This window comes from Variovorax terrae, assembly GCF_022809125.1.
GTDB lineage: Bacteria > Pseudomonadota > Gammaproteobacteria > Burkholderiales > Burkholderiaceae_C > Variovorax_A > Variovorax_A terrae.
On record NZ_JALGBI010000001.1, the window covers coordinates 2,157,170 to 2,180,419 of the forward strand.

Annotated in this window: 18 protein-coding genes; 4 read left to right on the forward strand and 14 right to left on the reverse strand. The window is 66.9% G+C overall.

Features of this window, described 5'->3' with window-relative positions; translation table 11 throughout:
- Positions 1–6: 6 nt before the first annotated feature.
- From odhB to MMF98_RS10230, 10 genes are all read right to left on the reverse strand, one after another.
- Positions 7–1,272 (reverse strand): 2-oxoglutarate dehydrogenase complex dihydrolipoyllysine-residue succinyltransferase, encoded by a 1,266-nt coding sequence (gene odhB / locus MMF98_RS10185; RefSeq protein ID WP_243306161.1) that lies wholly within the window; start codon positions 1,270–1,272, stop codon positions 7–9.
- 51 nt (positions 1,273–1,323) lie between these two features.
- Positions 1,324–4,194: a 2-oxoglutarate dehydrogenase E1 component gene (locus MMF98_RS10190; protein ID WP_243306162.1), complete on the reverse strand. Its 2,871-nt coding sequence runs from the start codon at positions 4,192–4,194 to the stop codon at positions 1,324–1,326.
- Between the two features lie 200 nt (positions 4,195–4,394).
- The gene (gene soxB / locus MMF98_RS10195) at positions 4,395–6,113 is read right to left on the reverse strand and encodes a thiosulfohydrolase SoxB (protein WP_243306163.1); all 1,719 of its coding nucleotides are present in this window, start codon (positions 6,111–6,113) and stop codon (positions 4,395–4,397) included.
- A gap of 80 nt (positions 6,114–6,193) precedes the next feature.
- Complete coding sequence (soxX, locus tag MMF98_RS10200) at positions 6,194–6,841, reverse strand: sulfur oxidation c-type cytochrome SoxX (RefSeq protein ID WP_243306164.1); 648 nt, start codon at positions 6,839–6,841, stop codon at positions 6,194–6,196.
- Positions 6,842–6,860: 19 nt separating this feature from the next.
- Entirely contained in the window at positions 6,861–7,658 is a 798-nt protein-coding gene (gene soxA, locus MMF98_RS10205) for a sulfur oxidation c-type cytochrome SoxA (RefSeq protein WP_243306165.1), read from the reverse strand.
- A gap of 47 nt (positions 7,659–7,705) precedes the next feature.
- Entirely contained in the window at positions 7,706–8,017 is a 312-nt protein-coding gene (soxZ, locus tag MMF98_RS10210) for a thiosulfate oxidation carrier complex protein SoxZ (RefSeq protein ID WP_243306166.1), read from the reverse strand.
- A gap of 15 nt (positions 8,018–8,032) precedes the next feature.
- Positions 8,033–8,503, reverse strand: a complete 471-nt coding sequence (soxY, locus tag MMF98_RS10215) for a thiosulfate oxidation carrier protein SoxY (protein WP_243306167.1) — start codon at positions 8,501–8,503, stop codon at positions 8,033–8,035.
- 116 nt (positions 8,504–8,619) lie between these two features.
- Entirely contained in the window at positions 8,620–9,687 is a 1,068-nt protein-coding gene (locus MMF98_RS10220; protein WP_243306168.1) for a c-type cytochrome, read from the reverse strand.
- Positions 9,688–9,742: 55 nt separating this feature from the next.
- Positions 9,743–11,089, reverse strand: coding sequence for a sulfite dehydrogenase (gene soxC / locus MMF98_RS10225; RefSeq protein WP_243306169.1), 1,347 nt, complete (start codon positions 11,087–11,089; stop codon positions 9,743–9,745).
- A 15-nt stretch (positions 11,090–11,104) separates the two neighbouring features.
- Positions 11,105–11,467, reverse strand: coding sequence for an ArsR/SmtB family transcription factor (locus MMF98_RS10230; RefSeq protein WP_423837592.1), 363 nt, complete (start codon positions 11,465–11,467; stop codon positions 11,105–11,107).
- A gap of 253 nt (positions 11,468–11,720) precedes the next feature.
- Here MMF98_RS10230 and MMF98_RS10235 point away from each other — a divergent pair, with 253 nt between their 5' ends.
- A complete protein-coding gene (locus MMF98_RS10235) occupies positions 11,721–13,058 on the forward strand; it encodes a surface lipoprotein assembly modifier (protein ID WP_243306171.1) in 1,338 nt (445 codons plus the stop codon).
- 49 nt (positions 13,059–13,107) lie between these two features.
- Positions 13,108–15,354 carry a FecR family protein gene (locus MMF98_RS10240; RefSeq protein ID WP_243306172.1) on the forward strand — a complete coding sequence of 749 codons (2,247 nt, stop codon included), beginning with the start codon at positions 13,108–13,110 and terminating at the stop codon, positions 15,352–15,354.
- Positions 15,355–15,360: 6 nt separating this feature from the next.
- Here the strand turns inward: MMF98_RS10240 and MMF98_RS10245 are convergent, their stop codons facing one another.
- Together MMF98_RS10245 and MMF98_RS10250 are read right to left on the reverse strand one after the other, a co-directional pair.
- Entirely contained in the window at positions 15,361–16,341 is a 981-nt protein-coding gene (locus MMF98_RS10245) for a glycosyltransferase (RefSeq protein WP_243306173.1), read from the reverse strand.
- Positions 16,342–16,387: 46 nt separating this feature from the next.
- Complete coding sequence (locus MMF98_RS10250) at positions 16,388–17,365, reverse strand: glycosyltransferase (RefSeq protein WP_243306174.1); 978 nt, start codon at positions 17,363–17,365, stop codon at positions 16,388–16,390.
- A gap of 68 nt (positions 17,366–17,433) precedes the next feature.
- On the opposite strand from MMF98_RS10250, the gene MMF98_RS10255 reads away from it, so the two are divergent.
- Entirely contained in the window at positions 17,434–19,635 is a 2,202-nt protein-coding gene (locus tag MMF98_RS10255; RefSeq protein ID WP_243306175.1) for an O-linked N-acetylglucosamine transferase, SPINDLY family protein, read from the forward strand.
- Here the strand turns inward: MMF98_RS10255 and MMF98_RS10260 are convergent.
- Together MMF98_RS10260 and MMF98_RS10265 are read right to left on the reverse strand one after the other, a co-directional pair.
- Positions 19,613–21,508: a propionate--CoA ligase gene (locus MMF98_RS10260; RefSeq protein WP_243306176.1), complete on the reverse strand. Its 1,896-nt coding sequence runs from the start codon at positions 21,506–21,508 to the stop codon at positions 19,613–19,615. The two genes, MMF98_RS10255 and MMF98_RS10260, sit on opposite strands and share 23 nt — an antisense overlap.
- An 89-nt stretch (positions 21,509–21,597) precedes the next feature.
- The gene (locus MMF98_RS10265; RefSeq protein WP_243306177.1) at positions 21,598–22,215 is read right to left on the reverse strand and encodes an isochorismatase family protein; all 618 of its coding nucleotides are present in this window, start codon (positions 22,213–22,215) and stop codon (positions 21,598–21,600) included.
- 153 nt (positions 22,216–22,368) lie between these two features.
- On the opposite strand from MMF98_RS10265, the gene MMF98_RS10270 reads away from it, so the two are divergent.
- The gene (locus tag MMF98_RS10270; RefSeq protein WP_243306178.1) at positions 22,369–22,929 is read left to right on the forward strand and encodes a C40 family peptidase; all 561 of its coding nucleotides are present in this window, start codon (positions 22,369–22,371) and stop codon (positions 22,927–22,929) included.
- Positions 22,930–23,250 lie beyond the last annotated feature (321 nt).

The following is a 23,250-nucleotide window of genomic DNA, read 5'->3' on the forward strand; positions in this document are numbered from 1 at the left end:
GGTTGATCAAATGTCGAACAGCAGGCGCGAGGGGTCTTCCAGCGCGTCCTTCATCGCCACCAGGCCCAGCACGGCTTCACGGCCGTCGATGATGCGGTGGTCGTAGCTCATGGCCAGGTAGTTCATCGGGCGGATGACGATCTGGCCGTTCTCCACTACGGCGCGGTCCTTGGTCGCGTGCACGCCCAGGATGGCCGACTGCGGCGGGTTGATGATGGGCGTGGACAGCATGGAGCCGAAGGTGCCGCCGTTGGAGATGGAGAACGTGCCACCGGTCATCTCCTCGATGCCCAGCTTGCCGTCCTGTGCCTTCTTGCCGTATTCGGCGATCTTCTTCTCGATGTCGGCGAAGCTCATCTGGTCGGCGTTGCGCAGGATCGGCACCACCAGGCCGCGCGGGCTGCCGACGGCGATGCCGATGTCGAAGTAGCCGTGGTAGACGATGTCGTTGCCGTCCACGCTGGCGTTGATGACGGGGTACTTCTTGAGCGCATGCACCGCGGCCTTGACGAAGAAGCTCATGAAGCCGAGCTTGACGCCGTGTTCCTTGGTGAAGCTGTCCTGGAAGCGCTTGCGCAGCTCCATCACGGGCGCCATGTTCACTTCGTTGAAGGTGGTCAGGATCGCGTTGGTCGCTTGCGACTGCAGCAGGCGCTCGGCGATGCGGGCGCGCAGGCGGCTCATGGGCACGCGCTGCTCGGGGCGGTCGCCCAGCTTCACGGCCGGGGCCGCCACCTGGGGCAAGGCCGCCGCCGGGGCTGCGGCCGGGATCGCCACGGGCGCCGCGGGCCTGGCCGCCGCGCCGGAAGCCACGGCGCCGAGCACATCGCCCTTGGTCACGCGGCCGTCCTTGCCGGTGCCCGGCACGGAGCCCGTCGCCAGGTTGTTGTCGGCCATCAGCTTGGCAGCGGCCGGCATGGCCACGCCTGCCATGGCCTCCCCCGTGGCAGCAGCGGCTGCGGCAGGCGCCGGGGCGGCTGCCGGTGCAGCGGTAGGCGCCGCTGCCGCGGGCGCGGCGGCGCCGGCCTTGCCTTCGGTGTCGATCTTCGCGATCAGCTGCTCGGCGACGACGGTGCCGCCATCGGCCACCACGATCTCGGCCAGCACGCCGGCGGCCGGCGCCGGCACTTCGAGCACGACCTTGTCGGTTTCGATCTCGATCAGGATTTCATCGACCGCCACGGCCTCGCCGGCCTTCTTCTTCCATTGCAGCATCGTGGCTTCGGCAACGGACTCGGACAACTGGGGAACTTTGACTTCTACGATAGCCATTTGAATTCTTTCCGTATCTGTATCTATGTGTTCTGTGTGCGGGGGCCGGCCTTACTTGGTCAGCACGAAACCCTTGAGCTTGCCGAAGGCGCCGTCCACCAGCGCCTTCTGCTGCTCCTGGTGCAGATGCGAGTAGCCGACGGCGGGCGATGCCGACGCGGCGCGGCCCGAGTAGCCGAGCTTCTGGCCTTCGAGCATGTTCTCGTGGATGTAGTGCTGCACGAAGAACCAGGCGCCCTGGTTCTGCGGCTCGTCCTGGCACCAGACCACTTCGGTGGCATTCGGATACTTCTTGAGTTCGCTCGCGAAAGCCTTGTGCGGGAACGGATAGAGCTGCTCGACGCGGATGATGGCCGTGTCGTCGAAGTCTTTTTCCTCGCGCTTCTTGGCCAGGTCGTAATAGACCTTGCCCGAGCAGGCGATGACGCGCTTGACCTTGTCGGCCTTGAGCTCCTTGTGCTCCGGAATCACGGTCTGGAAGCCGCCCTTGGTGAACTCGGACAGCGGCGAGGTCGCGTCCTTGTTGCGCAGCAGCGACTTCGGGGTCATGATGATCAGCGGCTTGCGCAGGCTGCGCACCATCTGGCGGCGCAGCACGTGGAAGATCTGGCTGGCCGTGGTGGGCTGCACCACCTGCATGTTGGTGTCGGCCGACAGCTGCATGAAGCGCTCCAGGCGCGCCGAGCTGTGCTCCGGGCCCTGGCCTTCGTAGCCGTGCGGCAGCATCAGCGTGATGCCGTTGACGCGGCCCCACTTCACCTCGCCCGAAGCGATGAACTGGTCGATCACGACCTGCGCGCCGTTGGCGAAATCGCCGAACTGCGCTTCCCAGATCACCAGCGTGTTCGGGTCGTTGGACGCGTAGCCGTACTCGAAGCCCAGCACCGCCTCTTCGGACAGGATGGAGTCGATCACGACGAACGGGGCCTGGTTGTCGGCCACGTTCTGCAGCGGTGTGTAGGTGCCGATGTCCCACTTCTCGCGCTTCTGGTCATGGATGACGGCATGGCGGTGCGTGAAGGTGCCGCGCCCGCAGTCTTCGCCCGACAGGCGCACCGGGTAGCCGCTGGCCACCAGCGAGGCGAAGGCCATGTGCTCGCCCATGCCCCAGTCCACCGGCATGTCGCCGCGGCCCATGGCCGCACGATCGTCATAGACCTTCTTGACGAGCTGGTGCGGCGTCACGGAGGCGGGAATGGTCGTGATCTTCTCGGCCAGGCGCTTCCACTCGGCCAGCGGGATCGCGGTGTCGCCCGCATCGGTCCACTTCTTGCCGAGGAACGGGCTCCAGTCGACCGCGTACTTGCTCTTGAAGTTGGTCAGCACCGGGTCCACCGTGTGCTTGCCGGCATCCATCGCGGCGCGGTAGGCCTTGACCATGTCGTCGCCCAGCGTGGCGCCCAGGCCCTGCGCGGCCAGCTTGTCGGCGTACAGCTTGCGCGTGCCGGGGTGCGCCGCGATCTTCTTGTACATCAGCGGCTGGGTCAGCGCCGGCGTGTCCTGCTCGTTGTGGCCCAGCTTGCGGAAGCAGATGATGTCGAGCACCACGTCCTTGCGGAACTCCATGCGGAACTCGAGCGCGAGCTGGGTCGCCAGCACCACCGCTTCGGGATCGTCGCCGTTGACGTGCAGCACCGGCGCCTCGATCATCTTGACCACGTCGGTGCAGTACAGCGTGGAGCGGCTGTCGCGCGGATCGGAGGTGGTGAAGCCGATCTGGTTGTTGATGACGATGTGCACCGTGCCGCCGGTGAAGTAGCCGCGCGTTTCGGCCAGCGCCAGGGTTTCCATGATCACGCCCTGGCCGGCGAAGGCGGCGTCGCCGTGCACCAACACGGGCAGCACCTGCTTGCCTTGCGGGTCGGCGCGGCGGTCCATGCGCGCGCGCACCGAGCCTTCGACCACCGGGTTCACGATTTCCAGGTGCGAGGGGTTGAAGGCCAGGCTCAGGTGCACCGGCCCGCCGCTGGTGGTGACGTCGGAGCTGAAACCCTGGTGGTACTTGACGTCGCCGCTGGGCAGCTCTTCGGGCGCCGTGTGGTCGAACTCGGCGAACAGGTCGGCGGGCATCTTGCCCAGCGAGTTCACCAGCACGTTCAGGCGGCCGCGGTGGGCCATGCCGATCACGATTTCCTGCACGCCACGGGCGCCGGCATCCTGGATCAGCTCATCCATCGAGGCGATGAAGCTCTCGCCGCCTTCGAGCGAGAAGCGCTTTTGCCCGACATACTTGGTGTGCAGGAAGCGCTCCAGGCCTTCGGCGGCCGTCAGGCGGTCCAGGATGTGCTTCTTCTTGTCGGCCGACAGGTTGGGCTTGCTGCGCACCGCCTCAAGCTTCTGCTGCCACCAGCGCTTCTGGTTCTGGTCGGTGGTGTACATGTACTCGGCACCGATGGTGCCGCAGTAGGTCTCGCGCAGCGCGTTCATCAGGTCGCGCAGGGACATGGTGTCCTTGCCGAAGAACGTGTTGCTGGTGTTGAACACGGTTTCCTGGTCGGCATCGCTGAAGCCGTAGAACGAGGGCTCCAGTTCGGGAATCTTTTCGCGCTCGGTGCGCTTGAGCGGGTCCAGGTCGGCCCAGCGCACGCCCACGTTGCGGTAGGCGGCGATCAGCTGCTGCACCGCGGTGCGCTTGCGCCCCAGCTCGGAGTCTGCGCCGCTGGCCTCCACCACGCGGGTCATGCCCTGCTTGGCGCGCTCGGCGAATGCGTTGATGACCGGCAGGTGGGGCACGTCCTTGGCATTGCTGCCGTCCACGGCGGGCACATGCTGCAGGGCGTCGAAGTAGTCGCGCCAGTTGTCGGGCACGCTGCCCGGGTTGGCTAGATAGTTCTCGTACATCTCCTCGACATACGGCGCGTTGCCGCCGAAGAGATACGAATTGCCTTGATAGGCGGTGTAGACAGAATTTGTCTCACTCATGTTGCGCTGACCTCCGTTTCCCTTCGGGAAACATTAGCTGGTTGAGAAACCTTCCGCGACACGGCTGAACCGATTGGCGGATGCGACTGTGGCTGGGGAAGGGCCTAAGTACAGGCAGGATTGTGCCACCGAATCGATGGCCACGAATGGAACGCCCGTTCGCTTTTGGTGCTGGAACGCCGGTTCCGGGCCGATCGGCGTCAGGCGGCCAGGCCCGGATTGCCGTCCACGCCCAGCAGCTGGGGATTGTTCAGCCGCAGCGGCTTGACCGTCTTGTGCGCCTTCAGCCAGGTTTCGACCACGTCCCATACCGGCGGCCCGGCGTTCTTGCTGGCTTCGTTGACCGGCGCCCAGCCTGCCACCTTGTAGGTCTTGCCGGCCTCGATCGGCTGGCCGCCCAGGCGCATGCCCTGGATGCGGGAACCCATTCTGGCGTTGGGGTCGCAGGTGTAGCTCAGGCCCCCCACGCGCACCATGTCGCCACCCTGCTGGTAGTAGGGATCGGGGTTGAAGAGGTTGTCGGCCACGTCTTCCAGAATGGTCTTGATCGTCTCGCCCGTCATGTCGGTGAGCGTGGTCCAGGGATAGGTAATGGCGGTCTGGTCCATCACATGCTCGCGCGTGATGGCCTGCCCCGGCAGCAGCGAGGTGCCCCAGCGAAAGCCCGGCGAGAACGCGATCTGGGCGCCGCGCACCTCCATCAGCGCATCCAGGATGAGCTGGTCGAAGGTGCCGTTGAAGTTGCCGCGGCGATACAGCGTGCCCTCGGTCGTGGCCAGTGTTTCCTCAAGCTTCGCCTTGTGCGGCGCGCGCACCTTGTCGATCAGCGCCGCCATGGCGGGGTCGGCCGGCAGCAGGTGGGCGAACACCGGCAGCAGCCGGTAGTGGAATGCCGTGACCTTCCTGTCCTTGACCTCCAGATCGAGCACACCGAGGAACTTGCCGTTGCTGCCCGCGTTGGTGACGATGGTCTGGCCGCCGGGGTTCTTCACGATCACCGGCACCGGCACGCCGTCGTGCGTGTGGCCGCCCAGGATGGCGTCGATGCCGCTCACGCGCGAGGCCAGCTTCAGGTCGACGTCCATGCCGTTGTGGCTGAGCAGCACCACGGCCTGCGCGCCCTTGGCGCGGGCTTCGTTGACGGTGTCCTGCAGCTCCTTTTCCTGGATACCGAAGGTCCAGTTCGGCATCTGCCAGGAAGGATTGGCGATCGGCGTGTACGGAAAGGCCTGGCCGACGATGGCCACCGGCACGCCGTTCATCTCGCGGATCACATAGGGCTTGAACACCGGGTCGCCGAAATCGTTGGTCTTGACGTTCTGCGCCAGGAACTCGATCTTGCCGGCCAGCTCTTTCTCGACGATCTGCTTGACGCGCTCCTCGCCATAGGTGAACTCCCAGTGCGCGGTCATCACGTCCACGCCCAGCAGCTTGCAGGCATCGACCATGTCCTGCCCCTGCGTCCAGAGCGCGGTGGCGCTGCCCTGCCAGGTGTCGCCGCCGTCGAGCAGCAGCGCCCCGGGGCGCGAGGCCTTGAGCCGCTGGACCAGCGTGGCCAGGTGCGCAAAGCCGCCGACCTTGCCGTACTGCCGCGCCGCGCGCTCGAAATCGAGGTAGGTCAGAGCGTGCGCCTCGGGCGTGCCGGCCTTCAGCCCCGCCGCCTTCAGCAGGTTCTGCCCCACCAGATGCGGCATCTGCCCGCGCATGGCGCCCACGCCGAGGTTGACCGACGGCTCGCGGAAGTACACCGGCAGCAGCTGCGCATGGCAGTCCGTCATGTGCAGCAGGTGCACGTTGCCGGACTTCGGCGCGTCGTACAGGTTCGCGGCCTGCTGTGCGCTGGCTTCGCGCGCCAGCGGGAAGCCGCTGGCCAGTGCGGCGGCCATCACGCTGGCAAATTCGCGGCGGGACAAGTTCATGGGTTTCGCCTTGGATGCTATCGTTTCAATAGCAGGAAATGCCCGAGCCACCTGGACCTCGGGCATAAAACACTCTCAAATCACTGGTTGACCGGCGATTTCGGGTCGAGCAGTAGCGCCATCACGTCGCGGATCTGGCCTTCGTTCAGGATGCCGGCATGGCCGAAGCGCGGCATGCCGGAGCAGGCGTTGTAGGCCTTGGCATTCCAGAGCTTGCCCCAGGTGTATTCGACGATGGCCCGGCTGCCGGGCGACGCCGGATCGGCCACGCCGCGGATCTTGCCGTAGTTGTAGAGGCTCGGCCCGATCGAGCCGAACGACAGCTCGGCCTTGCTGATCTGGTGGCAGTTGTAGCAGCTGCCGCCATTCGCTTCGCCGGGCTTGTCGCTCCAGGTCAGGCCGCGGCCGTTCTGGGCGATCTTTTCGCCCTCGCGCCAGTCGCCCAGGAATTTACCGTCGGCCGGCAGCTTCACCGTGGCGAGGTTGGCGGCCTCGATGGATTTCGCCAGTTTGTCGTCAAGGTTGGCGCCGGCCGCTTCGGAGCAGGCCTTGTTCGAGGCGTCGAGCACCAGGCGGTCGAGCTTGGCGATGCCCTGCTCGCGGAACGAGGACTTGAGCACCTGCTGCGTGGCCTCGTCGACCTGCTGCGTGGAAGGGCCGGTGGCGCATCCCGCGAGGACGGCGCTGAACGCCAGCAGCCCGGCATGCCTGTAGGTTTTCTTCTTCATGTCAATGCTTCCTGCCGTGTTAACGCTTGAGAGCCGGTGCGGTGGAGACCCCGCCCTTGCCGTTCACGCCCATGTAGACACCGAGCGCGATCGTCGCATCCGAGGCGAAGCCCGGGAACGGGAAGCGCTGCTGGCGGTAGCAGTCGTTGAGGCGGCGCTGCATGCTCCAGAGCTCGCCGCTGGAGACGCGGTAGGCCGGCCAGGCGCCGAAGCCGTTGCCCGCGCCGGGATTCTTCGTGAGGTTCGGCAGGTCCTGCAGGCGCACCCGCTTGCCGTCCTCGCCGTGACACGAGGCGCAGGAGAAATCGTAGGGGCCGCCGCGCAGGTAGAACAGGCGCTTGCCCACCTCATAGGCCAGCTTTTCCTGGGAATGGGATTGCGGCAGGTTGAACGTCATGTCGCGCGACTCGGCCGAGATGAAGGCCACCAGCGATTCCAGGGTCTTCTGCTCGCCGGCGCCGAACGGCGTCTTGGCGATCTCCGCGGCGTTGAAGCCTTGCTGCGTTTCCATGCAGGTCAGCAGGCGGGACTCGAGATCCTGCACGCGCTGGGTGTCGGCGAAGTAGCGCGGCAACTCGACGAAGGCGCCCTTGACGACGCCCGGCCCCTTGCCCAGGTCGCATTTCTCGAGCGAAACGTTCTTCGGGCCGCGCGCCTGCTTCCACAGCCCCTCGCCGCGCGCCTCGAACAGCTCGGCCGGATTGCCATCCTGCAGCATCGCGCGGTATTCGGCAATGCCGTCGGCCGTGCTCTTCTGGGCTGCAGCGGACAGCGGCAGCACGCACAGCGCCGCCAGCCCCATCAAGCTCCATTTCATCGTGTTCTCCTCTTGTTGTTCATGTCAGGGACTGTGCCGGCGCGGCGTCAGGAAATGACGGCTTCGTCGGTGCGCTTGTCGCCGCGATTGTCCACCCAGCTCACGCTGACCTTGTCGCCGGCCTTGCCGCCCTTGAAGCTGAACTGGACAAAGGGGTTCTTGGCCACGGCCGGGCCCCATTGCGCGCTCATCACGGTCTTGCCGTCATACACCGCGCTGATGCTCTGGATGAACCAGGCCGGGATGATCTTGCCGGCGCCGTCGCGGCGCTGGCCGCTTTCCATTTCGTGGCTCACCAGCACGCGCACGGTGGTCTTGTCGCCCTGCACCTGGGCACGGATTCGCATCGGATCGGACATTCTTGTTCTCCTTGATCAACCGCCGCAGCCGCCGAGCGTCACCTTGACCTCTTTGACGGCGTAGTAATACTTGTCGCCCGCCTTGGCCAGCGCATAGACGTTGGACGACTGGCCCATCTTGACGTTGGTCGCCACGCTGGCGTCGGTGCCGGCCGGGATGTCGAACACCGCCGTCAGCGCGTAGGGGTTCTTTTCGATGACGAAGGCCACCTGCGTAGTGCCGGGAATGTTGCTTTGCGCGCCGATGCGCACCACGTTGCCGTTCTCGGCGATTTCCGGCGCCTGCAGCACCAGGTCCTTGCTTTCCACCGCAGCGCTTCCGCCGAGCGCCTTGACGGCGTCATTGAGCGACTTGGTTTCGAATGCGGCCTTGTTCCAGCCCGGGGCATTTTGCGCACTGGCGGCGGCCGGCAGCAGGCCTGCGGCGGCGGCCAGCCCGAGCACCGTGGCGCCCGAGCTCTTGTGCATGAATTCACGACGTTCCATGTGAGGACTCTCCTTTGGTCAATGAGTGGATTTTAGGGAAACGCGAGGCCCCGGCGTCATGGGCATTACCCTGCACGCTTTCGGCTTACTGCTGGCAGGCCCGGCACGGCGCCGGATCACGGGGCGGCTCCTTGCGCCAGCCACTGGGCCAGCCGCTTCGCATCGGCCTCGCCGATCGACTGCGGCGGCATCGGAATGGCGCCCCAGGCGCCCTGCCCGCCCGAGCGGATCTTGCCCGCCAGGTAGGCCACGGCATCGGCACGCGCGCCGTATTTGCCCGCGACTTCCTTGAACGAAGGCCCGACCAGCTTGCTGTCCATGCCGTGGCAGGCCACGCAGGCGTTCTGCTGCAGCAGCGGCATCACGTCGGCCTGCCGGAGCGGGGATGCTCCTGTATTCATAGCAAGCTGCGTCGAGCTGGCGCGGACATCTGGCTCATTGGAGCCAGATTTCGCTTTATCGGCGGCCGGCGGCGCCGTGTCGGCGCCGCGTGTCGAGCCGAAGCTGCGGGACTGCTCGGCCAGGTTGCCGTGCGCGTTGCGCGCATAGTCCGGGATGGTGCTGGCCACGGAGACCGGGACGTTGCAGCCGCGCATGCAGGCCGAGCCCTGCACATCGGGCTTGCGCGTGCCGCCCAGTTCCGTGCCCGGCCACAGGCCGTGCGCCGTGGTCACGCCGTTGCGGTTGGGCAGGCGCTGCTGCACCTCGCGGATGTTGCGGTCGCTGAGCGTGAAGTCGTCGGGCACCACATTGCCCAGGTTCAGGATGTAGGCCGTCACGGCATAGACATCGTCGGGCGTCAGCGACTTGGGCGCGGTCCAGGGCATGGCGCGGCGGATGTAGTCCCACAGCGTGGACAGCTGCGACACCTTCATCAGCGTGGTGCGCGTCGGCGCGCCGCCGCCGGGCAGCAGGCTGGCCACGTGGCCGGTCTCGATGTCCTTCTTCGTGGTGTAGCCGACCATGGGCGTGAACACGTCGTTGCTCTCGCCGAACGTGCCGTGGCAGGAGGCGCATTGCGCCTCCCAGACCTGCTCGCCGCGCCGGACGCTGCCCTGCCCTGGCGGCAGGCCCTTGAAGTCGGGCCGCACATCGATGTCCCAGGCCTTGAGCTCGGCCGGTGTGGCGGCGCGGCCGACGCCTGGGTAGCCGGCCACCTGCGCCATGGACGGCCACATCACCATGAGTGCAGATGCGGCCCATACGATACGCAAGGCACGCGCGCCGTTTCGGAGGTGGTCAGGACAGCTGGACATTCTTCACCTCCCCGCTTTCATCCACCAGCCAGGTCTGGATCGCATTGTTGTGGTAGATGCCGCGCGTGCCGCGCACCTTGCGCAGCTCGGCATAGGTCGGCTGGATCTGCCCGGTCTCGTCCACCGCGCGGCTCATCAGCAGCGCGGGCTTGCCGTCCCACGACCAGTCGATGTTGAACCGCGTCAGGCACTTGGACAGCACCGGCGTCTGCAGCCGCGCCGGCCGCCAGTTGCGCCCGCCGTCCACCGACACGTCCACCTTGCGGATCTTGTCGCGCCCGCTCCAGGCCAGGCCCGTGATGTTGTGGAACCCCTTGTCCAGCAGCATCTGCCCGCCGCTGGGCGAGGTGATGACGCTCTTCACCTCCTGGATGCTGGTGTACTGGCGATGCTGGCCGTCGGGCATCAGGTCCACGTAGTGGACGGTCTCGTCCTTGGTGGCATAGGGCATGTCGCCCAGCTCGATGCGGCGCAGGTACTTGACCCAGCTCACGCCCTGCACGCCCGGCACCACCAGGCGCAGCGGGTAGCCGTTCTCGGGCCGCAGCATCTCGCCGTTCTGGCCATAGGCCACCAGCACCTCGTCGTTCATGACCAGGCTCATCGGGATGGTGCGCGTCATCGAGGAGCCGTCGGCGCCCTCGGCCAGCACAAACTTGCCGCGCTTGAAGTCGGCGCCGCACATCTCCAGCAGCAGGCGCAGCGGCACGCCCGTGAACTCGCTGCAGCTCAGCATGCCATGGGTGTACTGCACCGTCGGCACGGCCACATTACCCCATTCCATGCCGGTGTTGGCCCCGCACTCGATGAAATGGATGCGGCTCACGCTGGGCAGGCGCATCAGCTCATCCATGGTGAACACCATGGGCCGCTTGAGCATCTGCTCGTCCGAGCCGTTGACCATGAAGCGATGCGTGCTCGGATCGATGTCCCACCAGCCCTGGTGATGGCGTTCGAAGTGCAGCCCGCTGGGCGTGATGATGCCGAACAGCCCCTGCAAGGGGCAGAAGCTCACGCTGGCCTGGCGCACCCGCGTGAGGCCCGGGCTCTCGCGGCGCTGCAGGTTCTTCTCCCAGGCGCTGGGCATGCCATAGCCGCGCGCCGCCACCGCCTGGCCCAGCGATTTGCTGTGGTCCGGCAGATTGAGGATGTTGGGATCGCCGCCGGAGGCCGGGGCCGGGTTGGCTTGAGCCGCCGCCGCGCCGGCCGCCGAGGCGAGCGCCGCGGCCAGGAAACCGCGGCGCCCGGCATGGACGTCGCGGATCTGGTCACGGCTGAGAAAGTTCTCCGGGGCGCGGCGCAAAAATGAACTGGAACGGTTGAACGACATCCTGGTCCGCTCCCCTCAGGCCACCACGCGCCCGACCAGGCGTTCGGCCACCGGCAGTTGCAGCGGCTCGTCCACCTCGATCGCGATCTGCGTGCAGACGGCCCGGCACAGCGTCACGGCCTTCTCGCTCTGCACCCGGTAGATCACCTGCGCGCCTTCCTTGCGCTTGGCCAGCACGCCGGTGCGGTACAGCACGTTGAGGTGCTGCGACAGATTGGGCTGCGTGGTGTCGATCTTCTCCAGCAACTGCGTGACCGAGCGCTCGCCGTCGCACAGCGCGCTCAGGATGCGCAGCCGCATCGGCGCAGCCAGGACGCCAAACAGTTCGGCGGCCAGCTCGAACACGCGGCCCGATTCGGCTTCTTCAGCCGCAGCCATGAGTGGTTCCATGGAAACCCTTCCATTCGAATATAAGCAATTACCGATATTGTGATGGACTTCCTCGCCCTTCCCGCTCCGTGATTTCCCTCATGCACGGCGTGTTCCGTCCGGCCGCTGTCGCGCCCCTGAAACAGGCTCCCCCACAAATCGGGGGGTTGGGACACGGCTTGCGGCACTCCCTGTCAAAAAAGTCACAGGTTTCGTTACCGCGTGCTATAAGTTGTAAATTACTATTGCCGGCATGCAAAAAATGGCCTTCCCACGACCATCCCACCTCCTGTTCGGCTTGATGCTGGCGGCCGCCCTGGTGCCAGGCCGCGCCCTGGCGGAAGCCGACGCCCTGGTTCGCGAGGCCCTGTCCCTGACCACGAGCGGACAGGCCAAACAGGCTTTCGACCTGCTGTCCCCCCAGGAGGTCGCGCGCGCCGGCGACCCCGACTTCGATACCGTGCTCGGCATTGCCGCCAACGAAACGGGGCAGTACACGCGGGCCGTCTTCGCGCTTGAGCGCGTGCTGGCGGTGCAGCCCGGCAACGCCAGGGCGCGGGCCGAATTAGGCCGCGCCCTGTTTGCCGTGGGCGACACGCAGGCCGCGCGCGCGCTGCTGCAGCAGACCAAGGACCAGGGCGTCCCGGTGGAAGCCGCGCAGACCATCGACCAGTTCCTGCAGGCCATCGACCGCGTCGAGGAGTCGGGCCGCTCCTCCCTCAAGGGCTACGCCGAAGCCAGCATCGGCCATGACTCCAACGTCAACAGCGGCCCGGGCATCAGCAACGTGGCCGTTCCCGCGTTCGGCGGCCTGGTGCTCACGCTGAATCCGGGCGGGGTCAAGACCAGCGCCGGCTATGCCACCGTGGGCGGCGGCCTGTCGGGGCGCTATGTGATCGATCCGCGCTGGTCGCTGATCGGCAATGTCAACGGCAGCTTCCGGCACAACTCCGGCGGCGCCAGCCAGTTCGACATCGACCAGCTCGATGCCAACGCCGGCGCCTCCTACCGCGTCGAGCGCAATGAATACACCCTGGTCGCCCAGGTCGGCACCTACGGTGTGGGCCACGAACGCCTGCGCGACCAGGCCGGCCTGGTTGGCGAATGGACCTACCGGCTGGACGGCTACCGCCAGTTCAACACCTATCTCCAGCTGTCGCGCCTGACCTACCCGCAGCAGCGCCTGCGCGATGTCGACCGCAACGTGATCGGCGGCTCCTATGCCCACCTGTTCCGCGACTCCGGCCTGCTGGCCTTCGGGGGGCTCTACCTCGGCGAGGAAAAAGTGCGCGCATCGGGCGTTCCGCACCTGGGGCACAAGCTGTTCGGGCTGCGGGCAGGCGTGCAGAAGCCGTTCAGCGAAACGCTGGCCATCTTTCTCACCGGCGGCTACGAAGACCGCCGCTTCGGCGGTGACGATCCGCTCTTCATGACCACCCGGCATGACAAGCAGTCCAACCTGAATCTCGGCCTGTCCTGGGCGCCGGCCAAGGCCTGGCGCGTGACGCCCCAGCTGGCCTACGTGCGTACGAAATCCAACGTGCCCATCGCGGACTACGACAAGACCATGGTGTCGGTCACCGTGCGCCGCGAATTCTGACCGACATCGACGATCTGTCTGTCCGCCACCCACCTGTGAGGGCTCCCCGATGAAGCAACAATTCAAACTGAAAAACGCCATGCTGATGATGGCGCTGGCCGCGGCCTACCCCCTGCATGGCCATGCCGCGGCGGGCATCACCCAGTTCACGAGCGGCGACGTCACCCTGCGCCGCGGTGCCGGCACCGACCCGCTCACCAAGGGGCGCGACCTCGAAAGCGGCGATGCCATCGTCACCGGCCCGGGCGGGCGGGCGCAGATCCGGTTCTCCGACGGCGGCCTGGTGGCCCTGCAGCCCAACTCCCAGTTCAACATTTCCAACTACGCCGACAAGAACGATCCCAAGCAGGACAGCTTCTTCGTGGATCTGCTGCGCGGCGGCATGCGGGCCGTGACCGGCCTGATCGGCAAGCGCAACCGCGAGAACTTCCGGGTCACGACCACGACGGCCACCATCGGCATCCGGGGCTCCGCCTTCAATCTGGCCTACAACCCCGACGGCAGCCTGTCGGTCGCCACCGAACTCGACGAGATCGAGGTCTGCACCCAAGCGGGCTGCGTCGGCCTGACGGCCGGCGAAGCCGCGCGTGTCGACAACAACCAGGATCTGCCGGTACGCACCAATGCGCGCGCCAGCCTGCCGACGCCCGCACCGCGCCAGACCCCCGAGATCGTGGCCAACCAGGTCAACAGCAGTGGCACGAGCGCCATCATCCCGCCCAAGCCGACGACTGCGCCGCCGCCCGCCCCGCGAGCCAAGGCCCTTGTGGGCGTGGCCTTGTCGGGCTACGGGTTCACCAGCGACAACCTTCCCGATACACGCCACCAGACCAACGGCACACTGGTGCTGGCAGCCGATGGCACCCCCGAAAGCTACACCGCGGCCAGCGGCGGGGCCAATGGAACCCGCACCGGAGCCGCCACCATCGTCAGCAGCACCGGTTCGCTCGAAACCGGCGACTACCTGCTGATCGGAACCTGGGACAGCAGCACCTGGAAAGACGGTGCCTCCAGTTCGCCGCTGAACGTGGCGTCCTCGGCCTTCGTGGTCGGTGTTCCCACCTCCAGCACCTCGATCGCCTCCCTGGCCGGGCAGCGCGGCGAATACTCGCTGGCCCACGCCACGGCCGTGCTGTCATCGACCGGTGCCGTCGGCACGCTGCTGCCCACCAGCAAGCTCTCCATCGACTTCCTCGGTGCGGGCAACTACGCCAACGTCAATCTGGATGTCGAAATGCCCGGCACCACCCCCTCCGGCGTGTCACAGGCACTCGCGGTGCGCAGCGACAATACGACGCTCTACAAATTGCAGGGCGGCGTGACGGGCACGGGCGCAGGCTTTGCCGGCTCTCTGTCCGTTTCCAGCGATGCCTGCATTCAGGGCTATGCGAGCTGCGGCATCGGCTTCGTCAACGGCTTTGTCAGCGGCCCGAATGCGATGAATGCCGGCCTGACCTATGGCGGTTCCAGTTCGGCGCATGGCTATTTCGGCGGTGCCGCCACCTTCACCAAAGGTTCGCAAGCGGCGATCCCGCAGAGCCAGAGCTTCACCAACATGGCATCCGCCTATGCCTATGGATCGAGCTCCAACACCTACTTCTACAACCCGAGCTTCTTTGGCGGCTTCTTCTCCAGCTACGACGCCAATACGTACACATCGGGCCCTGTGGAGTTCTACCCCTCGGGGGCCCATGCCTTTAATGGAGACCAGCTGAGCAGCTACTACGGCGGCCCCTACAGCCGCATGGCCCAGTCCGGCACGGAGCCGGCCACGTTCGGCGCCCTGGGCAAACCCACCGACAGCGATTTCATCGGCTGGGGCCACTGGGTCAAGGCCGAAACACCCTATGGCTACAGCGGCAGCTCCGTCATGCTGGACCAGGTGCACTACATCGTCGGCGTGCCGACGCCGGCGGCCCAGATGCCTGTCAGCGGGACGGCGAATTACGCCCTGGTCGGCGGCACGGCCCCGACGGCGACCAAGGACGGGATCAGCCAGGTGGGCCAGTTGCTGGGCGGTTCGCTGTCGGCCGACTTCACCTATGGGTCCGTCAGCGCGTCGATCGACACAAAGTTCGGCAACACCGCGGTCACGGTCTCCTCGCAGGGAGCCAGCATCTATGGCGCCTCGTTCTCGGGCGGCTGCGGCGCCAACATCCGGGGCTTCTTCACCGGCAACATGGCCTACCGTGCAGGCCTGGTCTATGAGCAAAACGACGGAGCGCTGGGCAAGATCGCCGGTGCCGCCGCCTTCCAGCGCTCCACGGTGATCACCCCCGACGCCCCGGTGCGGTAAACCTCCTCAGGTCAGATAAAACTGCAGCATCGCCTCGATCGCTTCCGCCCCGTGCAGGGCGGTGGCGCGTTGCCGCGCCGCATGGCCGACCCGCTCACGTAGCGGCCGGTCAGCCGCCAGCCGCATCAGGAGATTGAAAGCCTCCTCCTGCGTGCGAAAGAGGAAGCCATCCTGCTCCTGCGTGAGGAATTCCGCGTACCCCCCCGTGCTGGCGGCCACCACGGGTAGACCGCTGGCCATGGCCTCGAACACCACCCTGCCATAGGGTTCATAGAAAGCACCCGTGCGATACAGCACAGCATCAAGTGTCCGGTAGAAACTGCTGACCTCCTCTGCGCCTGTGGGCAGCAGTTCGATCCCCGCAACGCCGGCCAGTTGCGATGCCAGGCAGGTACCGCCCATGATGCGGACCCGCACCCCGTGCGCTGCCAGCATGCGATACAGGGCGGCGTCCTCGGCATGGTGCTTTTCGGGCACATCGCGGCTGGCCCGCCCCACGGTGAAAACGCCGCGATCCGGACGTTCGACCGGCGTTTTCAGGAAAGCATCGAGCCGGATCAGGCTGGGCTCCACCACGCCGGGCAAGCCCACGCTCAACTGCAGGGCCTGCGAGGCGAACAGCAGTTCCGGCTCCACGCCCGTGACGGCGCGCACATGCTCGATCAGCGAAAACAGGCGTTCATGCTGGGGCAGGTTGTAGCGCAACGCCACACGCTCCGGCCGGCAGTGGTGCAGCCAGATGCCCAGGGGCACGTGCACGCCGCCCATCAGCAGCATGCCGCCCTTCGGAAAATCCTGCGCGAACGGACGGATCACGCGCACGCCATGCGCAGAGAAAGCCGGATGCGGTGGCGCATCCGACCACAGAACCGTCTCCCGGCGGCCCGCCAGGCACTGCGCCAGATCGGGCAATTCCCGCTCCGCGCCGATGAACGGGCTGCTGAACTTTCCGAGCAGATGCAGGGGTGTCTTGGATGCGATGGCCATGCCTGATTATGTCGAGGCCGCCATCACACATCCCGCACGGCAGCCCTCAGCGCAGGTAGAACGACAGCAGTCCCTCGGCAGCGTCTTCACCATGCACCGCCACGGCCCGCCGGCGGGCAGCCTCGCCCATCTGCTGGCGCAGGCCGGGGTGAGCGGCCAGATGCATCAACGCGTTCCAGGCCTGCTCCTGGGTCTGCACCAGGATGCCCGAGCGCCCATGCTCCAGCGCATCGACGTACCCGCCTTCCGCACCGGCCACCACGGGCAGACCAGCGGCCATGGCCTCGATCACGACACGGCCGTAGGCTTCAGCAAAGGCCCCAGTCCGGTAGAACACGGCGTCGAGCGAGCCGTAGAACGCCGAGGCCTCTTCGGCCCCGGTGGGCAGCAGCTCGATGCCAGCAACACCGGCCAGCGGCCCAGCCAGGCAACGCCCGCCCATGATGCGCACCCGCACGCCGCGAGCCGCCAGCATGCGGTACAGCGCCACGTCATCGGCATGGTGCTTGCCGATCACGTCGCGGCTCATGCGGCCGATCGTGAAGGGCCGCGTGTCCGGCCGTAGCAGCGGAATCGACAGGAATGCAGAGAGATCCAGCCAGCTCGGCTCCACAATGCCCGGCAGGCCCACAGCCTGCTGGGCGCTGTGCGAAGCGAACACGATCTCGGGCTCGCAGCCCGTTGATTCGCGCAGCAACTCGATCGCGGAGAACAGGCGCTCTGGACTCGGCAGGTTGTACAGCAGCACCACCCGGTCAGGGTGCACATGCCTCAGCCAAAGCCCTGTCTGCACATGCACCCCCGCCAGCAGCAGCAAGCCCCCCTTGGGAAACTGCTGCGCAAACGGCTGGATCGGCCGCACCCCTTGCTGTGCATGCCAGCGATGGGGAAACACGTCGGACCACAGCCGCACGGCCCGGCGCGCCGCCACACGCCGGGCCAGCTCCAGCAGGCGCCGTTCCGCCCCCGTGTAGGGATCGTTGAAACGGCCGACGAGGTGCAACGGGCTGGCGGGGGCGGACATGAGCCGATTCATTATGAAGGGCGGCAGCCGCATCGCGATGGCGGGCTTCCCCGCCCCATAATCCGGCCATGACCGATCGCGCCCCGCCCGCCTCCCCCTCCACCGCACACGCCCTGGCCGAACTGGAAGCGCAGGCCGCCGCCTCGCCGCTGGACCTCGACGCCCTGATGCGCCACGGCTCCGCACTGCATGCGGCAGGCCAGGCGGAACGCGCGCTGATGGTGTTCGAGCAGGCCCTGGAACGGCACCCGGCCCACCCGCGCGCGGCATCGGCCTGCGCCACGCTGCTGTTCGAGCTGGACCGGCCCCAGGCCGCCTACCGGACCCTGCAGGGCGCCCGCGAGGCCCTGCTCCAGGACGCCGATGGCGCGGCCAACCTGGCCATCGCGGCCGAGGCCTGCGGCCAGGACCAGGAAGCGCGCGTTGCCTATGAGCGAGCGCTGGCGCTCAATCCGAACCACGTGCGGGCGCTCAACAACCTGGGGCTGATGGCCGCGCGCGAAGGCCGTTGGGCCATTGCCATCGACCATGCGCAGCGCTGTGTCGAACTGCTGCCCAACGACCCCTACCTGTGGGCCAACCTGGGCGATCTGCTCATGGCCTCGCGCGACTATGCCGTGGCGCTCGCGCGCATCGATGAGGCCGTGCAGCGCTTTCCCCAGATTCCCGAACTGGGACTGCGGCGCGCGATCCTGCTGGCCTTTGACGCGCAGTTCGAGGCATCGCAAGCCGCCTTCGCCGCGCTCGGCCCGCAGGGCCAGGACATGCTCAAGGCGTTCCTTGGCACCGCCGCCGCGGCCAGCAACCGGGCCGTGCGCAAGGCGCCGCTGGTGCTGCCCGACGCGTATGAGCTGTTCACCCAGCAGGCCTTCGAGGCTCTTCAGGAGGCCGACTGGCGCGACCACGACCGCCTGACCCAGGCCCTGCGCACCATGCTGGCCACCACCCGCCAGACCGGCGCGCTGCGCGACTGGCGCGACACCCAGTTCTATGCGCTGATGCTGCCGCTCGATGAGGAGGAGCAGACGCAGCTGCGCGTGGTCACGGCCCAGACCATTCCGGCCACGTTCAAGAGCGGGAGTCCGCCCTTCCGAACGCCCACCCGGCGCTCTGGCGACGACCGCATCCACGTCGGCCTGGTGGCGCAGAGCCTGCGCGACGGCCGGTTCGCGGAAAGCTTGCGCGCGCAGCTGGCGCTGCACGACCGCAACCGCTTCGCCTTCCACGTGTATTCGCCAACGCCGCAGCCCGAAGCCCGCCTGACGCAGGCGCTGAGCCCGCTGGCCGACAGCGTGGTGGAAATCGCGCACCTGTCCGTCGACGAAATGGCCCAGCGCATCCGCCTGGACCGCCTGGACGTGATGATCGACCTGGCGTTCTACACCCCCTGGTGCCAGGCCGAGCTGCCCTACAAGCGCGTGGCTCCGGTGCAGATGCGCCACCAGAACTGGCAGCGCATCCACCTGAGCTCGCCCTGCGAGTACAGCACCGGCGACGCCTTCACCCACCCGGACCTGCACGACACCCCCCGCTACGGCGCCATCGTCCGCTTCCCCCATACCTGCTGGCTCACCGGCGGCGACGAAACGCCCGACGCGCCGCCCCTCAGCCGCGCCGAGCTGGGCCTGCCCGAGAGCGCGCTGGTGCTGTGCTCGTTCCTGCCGGCCGCGATGATCGACCCGCACACCTTCAGCCTGTGGATGCAGGCCCTGCGCGCCCTGCCGGACGCCGTGCTCTGGCTGCCGGGCTACAGCTCGGCGGCGCGTGCCAACCTTGCCCGCGAGGCCCAGGCCGCGAACGTGAGCCCCACCCGGCTGGTGTTTGCCAACCCCGGCACCCGCGCTGGCGCGCTGGGGCAGATCGCGCAGGCCGACCTGTTCATCGATGCGGTGCGTTTCAATGCCAACCAGGGCCTGGTGGACGCCCTGCGCATGGGCGTGCCAGCGGTCACCTGCGCGGGCCACAACATGGCCTCGCGGCTGGGCGGCAGCATCCTGCGCGCGGCAGGCCTGCCGGAGGGCGTGCACGACGACGCGGGCGCCTATGTCGACGCCATCATCTCGCTGGGCCGCGATGCCGGCGCGCTGGAGGCGCTGCGCGCGCGCCTGCAGGCCGCCCGTGCCACAGCACCGCTGTTCGATCTGGCGGGACGCCTGCGGGAATGGGAAGCCGCCTGGACCTTCATGACCGAACGCGCGCGCGCAGGCCTGCCGCCCGTGGCCTTCGACGTGCCCCCCAGCCCCTCGGTCACGCCGCCAGCAAATCCCTGATCTGCTGCAGCGCGGCCGGGTCCTCGATGGTGGTCAGGTCACCCGGATCGCGCCCCTCGCACACGGCCTGGATCGCGCGGCGCAGCAGCTTGCCGCTGCGCGTCTTGGGCAGCACGGTCACGAAGCGCACGCGCGCCGGGCGCGCCACCGCCCCCAGCTGAGCGTCCACCGCCTTCATGATCTCGCCCTCCAGCTTGAGCCGGGCCGGCTCGTCCGTGAGGGCGCTGGCGTCCTTGACCACGGCAAAGGCCATGGCCACCTGGCCCTTGAGCGTGTCCGCCACGCCGACCACGGCCACCTCGGCCACATTGGGATGACTGGCAATGCTTTCCTCGATCTCGCGCGTGCCGAGCCGGTGGCCGGCCACGTTGATCACGTCGTCGGTGCGTCCCAGGATGAAGAAGTAGCCGTCGCCGTCACGGATGCCCCAGTCGAAGGTGTTGTAGACCAGCCGGCCCGGGATGCTCTTCCAGTAGGTGTTGACGAAGCGCGCATCATCGCGCCAGACCGTCTGCATGCAGCCGGGCGGCAGCGGTCCCTCGATGGCCACCACGCCCTTGCGGCCCGCCCCCTGCAGCTCTTCCCCGGTGTTCTCGTCCAGCAGCTTGACGTTGTAGCCATACATGGGCACGCCGGGGCTGCCGAACTTGCTGGCGGCCCGCTCCACGCCATTGGCCAGCGTGAGGATGGGCCAGCCGGTCTCGGTCTGCCAGTAGTTGTCGATCACCGGCACGCCCAGGCCCTGGCTGATCCATTGCGCCGTGGGCTCGTCCAGCGGCTCGCCGGCGAGGTACAGCGCCTTGAGGCTGGAAAGATCGTATTTCTTCAGCCAGGCGGCATCGTGCTTCTTGAGCACGCGCACCGCCGTCGGCGCGCTGAACATGCGCGTGACCTTGTATTTCTCCACCAGCTGCCACCAGATGCCCGCGTCGGGCCGCACCGGCAGGCCTTCGTACATGAGGGTGGCCATGCCTGCGATCAGCGGGCCGTAGACGATGTAGCTGTGGCCCACCACCCAGCCGATGTCGCTGGTGGAGAAGTAGGTCTCGCCCGGCTTGCCTTCGAAGATGTACTTCATGCTGGCGGCCAGCGCCACGGCATAGCCGCCGGTGTCGCGCTGCACGCCCTTGGGCTTGCCGGTGGTGCCCGAGGTGTAGAGCGTGTAGCTGGGATGGGTGGCGTCCAGCCACTCGCACGGCACCACCGAATTCAGGTGTTTTTCGCGCAAGGTCCGCCACAGATGGTCGCGGCCAGCTATCAAATTCATAGCATCCAGCTGCCGATCAACCAGCAGCACCGCACCCGGCTTGTGGCTCGAAAGCCGGATCGCCTCGTCCAGCAGCGGCCTGTAGGGCACCACCTTGCCGCTGCGCGAACCCGCGTCGGCGCTGACGATCAGCACCGGCGCCGCATCCTCGATGCGCGAGGCCAGCGAACCCGAGGCGAAGCCGCCGAACACCACCGAATGGATGGCCCCGATGCGCGCGCAGGCCAGCATCGCGAACGCGGCCTCGGCGATCATCGGCATGTAGATCAGCACCCGGTCGCCCTGGCGCACACCCAGCTCCAACATGGCCGCCGCCATGCGCTGCACTTCGGCATGCAGCTCGGCGAACGTCCAGGTTCTTTCGGTACCGGTTTCGGTGGACACGCAGATCAATGCCGGCTGGCTGGCGCGTGTTGCGAGATGCCGGTCCACCGCGTTGTGGCACAGGTTGGTGCGTCCCCCCGCATACCAGCGCGTGAAGGGCGGTTGGCTGGCGTCGCAGATCTGCCGGGGCGGTGTTTCCCAGTCGATCAACGCCGCCTGCTCGGCCCAGAAGCCGTCGCGGTCTTCAATGGATCGGCGGTAGAAGTCCGCGAAACTGCCCATGCTGTGGTCTCCTGCTCTTTTGTACTGCTGACGATGGCCCAAATTATGGGCAGCAGGGACTTGCGCAGACCTGACGCGGCCTCCCGGCCTTATTTGATGAGGCTCAAGACTTCCTTGAAAACCGGATGCTCCGCCGAGCGCAGCCACTCGAACGCCACCATCTCGGTGGTGATCAGTTCGGCCCCGGCGCCGGCCAGGCGGTCGAAGGCCGCATCGCGGTTGCGCTCGGTGCGCGAGCCGCAGGCGTCGGTCACAACCCAGACGTCGAACTCCTCTTCAAGCAGCTCGAGCGCGGTCTGCAGCAGGCAGACATGCGATTCGCAGCCCGCGATCACGACGCTGTTGCGTTCGGGAGCCGGTGCCGGCGCGGCCTTTTGCAGGTGCTTGGGCAGGCTGCGCGCATTGCCTTGCGGCTGGCGCGCCGGCGGGCGCAGCCACGGCAGCAATCCGTCGGCGCAGGCGCTGAAGTGCATTTTGGCCAGCATCCTGCCGCCCGCCTGCTCGATGGCCGTGCGCAGTTCGGGAACGCTCTCGCCCAATCCGGCCGGGTTCTGCTCCGTGCCCCAGACCGGCACTTGCAGGGCCTGCGCCAGGCGGGCCAGGCGCACGGCTTGGGCCAGCACGGCCGGCCCCTCGTGGATCGCGGGCATCAGGCGGGTCTGGTAATCCACCAGCACCAATTGGGAGTCTTCGGATTCGAGCAGCATGGTTTTTCCTGGAAATGACAGGGATTATTCCAGCCCGCAGCCGTCCGATCTGGCATTTATTTGAGTACCTTCGAGTTGATATTCATATGAATCAACAACTTGGAATTGAAATCTCACTTGACTTCTAGGTTTCCAGCCACTAACCTAGCCGCCATGACCCGATTTGCCTTCGTCCTGTTGTTCGCCGGCGCCTGCGCGCAGGCAGCACCGGCGCCGGCAAACTCCGACGACATGGACCGCTTTCTGGCCGACAAGGGCCTGCTCACGCACCTTGAACAGGTGCGCCAGACCGTCAGCGACCGCGCATCCGAACTGGTCGTCAACGCCATGGGGTTTCTGGGCGTGCCCTACCGGCGCGGCGGCAATACCGCGGAAACCGGCTTCGACTGCAGCGGCTTCGTGCGTGCCATGTACGAGCAGACCGTGGGCCTGATCCTGCCCCGCCGCGCCGACCAGCAGGCCGCCGCCACGGAAAAGATCGACAAGACCGAACTGCAGCCCGGCGACCTGGTCTTCTTCAACACCATGCGCCGCGCCTTCAGCCACGTCGGCATCTATGTGGGCGAAGGCAAGTTCATCCATTCGCCCAAGCCTGGGGCGGAAGTGCGTGTGGAAGACATGCGCATGAGCTATTGGCAGCGCCGCTTCGATGGCGCGCGCCGCGTGCACGCCTCGCAGTCTGCCCAGCCCGACGACCCCCAGGCACAGCGCTGAGCCTGGCGGCAACGCTCGCCGCTCGCGATGTGGTGGGCTCTCTTCCCTCTCCCTCCTGAACCCGTAGTCCGTCTCGCCATCGGGTCGCCCACCCGGGTGCCACATGCAGGCTCTCATGCGGGTTTGCTCCGGCCCCTGACGACATGGCGGCAGCACCGCCGCCGCGCCGCGCACAACCTGCGCAGATGCAAAGTCAAAGTTGTCCTACAGCGCAACCGCCTGTTTCTCACATTTGGTATCAAAAATGACAACCGGTATTTCTCGAAACCAGGAAGATCATTGTCAGCAGTGCGGGCCCTCCTCTCCGTTCTTCGAAGCGAT